Below are 2,746 nucleotides of genomic sequence, written 5' to 3' on the forward strand. Positions count from 1 at the left end.
CGTAAGCGCTAAAACACTCCCACAGGGGAGCGCTCAGGCGGCCTGATCGATGACGGGGCTGGCGGTGGCGCGACTATCTACCCAGTTGTAGGGGAGCAGATCATCGATGGGATCTGTGTCGCCGCACAGGACGATGCGTGCGAGGACATCGGCGAGGTAGGCCTGGGGGTTGATACCGCCCAGTTTGCATGTTTCGATGAGGCTGGCGAAGGTTGCCCAGTTTTCAGCCCCCAGGTCATGGCCTGTGAACAGGGCATTTTTCCGCTGGAGGGTAATTGGCCTGATTGAGCGCTCGACGGTATTGTTATCCAGCTCGATCCGTCCATCCTCAAGGAAGCGGACGAGGCCCTTCCAGTGGTTGAGTGTGTAACCGATGGCCTCGGCTGTATGGGAGCCGCGGGGTAGTTTGGGCAGCATTTCCTTGAGCCATGGCAGCATGTCCGCGATGATCGGAGCGGATTCAGCCTGGCGTACCGTCAGTCTGTGTTCGGGGCTGGAGCCTCGGATACGAGCCTCGATCTTGTAGAGCCCGGCGATCCGCCGCAGGGCCTCATCGGCGACCGGTGCGTTGCCGCCCTTGGCATCGTCGAAGTAGCCCCTCCTGACATGTGCCCAGCAGAAGGCGAGCGTTCCGGGACCGGCCCTTCGGTCCGGCGCCTCGATATGCTTGTACGCGCCATAGCCGTCGCACTGGACGATGCCGGTGAAGTCCCCGAGCAGCTTTTCCGCCCAGACTTTCCCGCGACCTGGCATGTAGGTGTAGGCGACAGCCGGTGGATCGGTGCCGCCATGCGCCCCATCATCACGAGCGATCGCCCAGAGATATCCTGTCTTCACCTTGCCAGTGCCGGGAGCCAGGACCTTCGCGGTGGTCTCATCCACGAACAGCCTCGCGCCCGACAGGAGGTCGGCCCTCATCCGGCTGGTCAGGCGGCCGAGCCAGGCGGCGGCTCTGCCTGCCCAGTTACACATTGTCCCCCTGTCGATCTCGATACCCTGGCGCCGCAGTGCCTGTGCCTGCCGGTAGAAGGGAGTGTGATCGGCATATTTCTTGACGAGAACATCGGCGATCAGCGCCTCGGTGGGCAGGCCGCCTGGCATTACATGCTTGGGCGCAGGCGCCTGGAACACGCCATCACTGCATGCCCGGCACGCCATTTTCGGACGGGACGTCACGATGACGCGATACTGGACAGGGATGACATCGAGCCGGCTTGATATGTCGCTGTCAATGCAGTGCAGCACGCCTCCGCAGCAGGGGCATTCCGTCTCGTCAGGGAGGATCACTTCCTCGACACGGGCCAGATGTGCCGGCAGCGACGCCCGCGCTGTCCCGGGCTCCCTTCGCGCCCGTTCCTTCTTTTGTCCTGCGGCAGCCGCTGCCTGCTCGGCCAAAGCCTCCAGTTCAGCGCGGGCGACATCGAGATCGTCGAGGCCCAGCGCCAACTGATCTTCGTTCAGTTTCTCCGACCGTTTTCCGAATGTCGTCCGGGTAATCTGGTCAATGATATGCTGCATCCGAGCTTCACGCTCGAGGCCGGCCAGGACCATCGCCTTGAGGATGGCGACATCGTCAGGAAGGTCGGCTGCCGTGGCGGACATGCCCTATTTCTGGCAGTTTCCGGGCAGTCCGCAATGGCATTTCGATCAGGGGAATCAGGCTTGCGACCTATCGCGTCGTCACCGGAACCTGAGCGCGCGGCGTGTGCATTTTCGACCATTGCAGCCCTTCGAACAAGGCTGACGCCTGTGATGCCGACAGCCGCATCACGCCATCCTGCGCCCGTGGCCAATGGAAGGCCCCCGTCTGCAAGACTTTGCTCACGAGCACCAGGCCGCTGCCATCCCAGACCAGGAGCTTGATCCTGTTCGCCCGCTTGGAGCGGAAGATGAAGACCACCCCCGAGAAGGGCTTGAGTCCGAGTTCATGCTCGACCAGCGCCGCCAGGCTGACGGCCCCTTTCCTGAAGTCGACCGGCTTTGTCGCCACCATCACCTTGAGCGGCCCTGGCGGGATGATCATCCCGACCGGCTCACCGCGGCAAGCACACGGGCGATATGATCCTCGCTCGCCCCTGGCGGCACATGGATCGCCAGCCTTGCCGTGCGGATCACGATCTCATCGCCTCCACCATCAGCCGGGCCGGAGCCGCCCGCATCTTCTACCACCGCCGGGACGAAGCCCAGCTTTTTGCTGGCCAGGCGCTTGCCTGGAATGCTGTCATGCCGCCACGCATAAAGCTGCTGCGGCAGTAGCCCATGCGCCCGTGCGATTTCTGCGATGTTGGCGCCGGACTCAAAACTCGACGCTATGATCCGGGCCTTAGCCTCGGCCGACCAGCGGCGACGCGAAGGTCCCGCTGGAATGACATCCATACGCGAGGGCCGCTGGCCCTCCTGCCTTTCGAAACCTGTTTCGAATGTTCTTACATCATCAGCCACTACGATACCCCTCGGATGAGGGGCAAAACATAGACAGATCAGCAGGTACGAAAATGTGGGGAGGTTTTGGCGCTTACTGCGCACAGGTATTACCCTCCAAAACACCCCTAAAAGCAAATCGACGAGCTCGCATCAGGCGCGATCCGATGGGCGGCGCTGCATGCCCAGGAAACGGCGCAAATCCGCCAAAAAGACATAAAAAAACCACCGCGGAATGATCCGAGACGGTTTGGTCTTTTGGTGTATGGTTGCGGGAGTAGGATTTGAACCTACGACCTTCAGGTTATGAGCCTGACGAGCTACC

General features: G+C 61.8%; 3 protein-coding genes. All 3 read right to left on the bottom strand.

The genetic code is table 11. From position 1 onward, the window contains the following. Positions 1 to 33: 33 nt before the first annotated feature. A complete protein-coding gene (gene tnpC, locus AC13EK_RS05875; protein ID WP_483022084.1) occupies positions 34 to 1,602 on the bottom strand; it encodes an IS66 family transposase in 1,569 nt (522 codons plus the stop codon). A 67-nt stretch (positions 1,603 to 1,669) separates the two neighbouring features. Further along, on the bottom strand, positions 1,670 to 2,023 hold the full coding sequence (gene tnpB, locus AC13EK_RS05880; protein WP_017503620.1) for an IS66 family insertion sequence element accessory protein TnpB: 354 nt from the start codon (positions 2,021 to 2,023) through the stop codon (positions 1,670 to 1,672). Continuing rightward, positions 2,020 to 2,442 carry an IS66-like element accessory protein TnpA gene (gene tnpA, locus AC13EK_RS05885; RefSeq protein ID WP_483022085.1) on the bottom strand — a complete coding sequence of 141 codons (423 nt, stop codon included), beginning with the start codon at positions 2,440 to 2,442 and terminating at the stop codon, positions 2,020 to 2,022. The genes tnpB and tnpA overlap by 4 nt, the downstream gene beginning before the upstream one ends. Positions 2,443 to 2,746 lie beyond the last annotated feature (304 nt).

It is taken from the genome of Sphingobium sp. L-44, assembly GCF_056859495.1.

What these genes read in the sequence shown, in the direction of transcription:
- tnpC (WP_483022084.1), bottom strand. Translation starts at nt 1,602, where the DNA reads ATGTCCGCCACGGCAGCCGACCTTCCTGACGATGTCGCCATCCTCAAG.
- tnpB (WP_017503620.1), bottom strand. Translation starts at nt 2,023, where the DNA reads ATGATCATCCCGCCAGGGCCGCTCAAGGTGATGGTGGCGACAAAGCCG.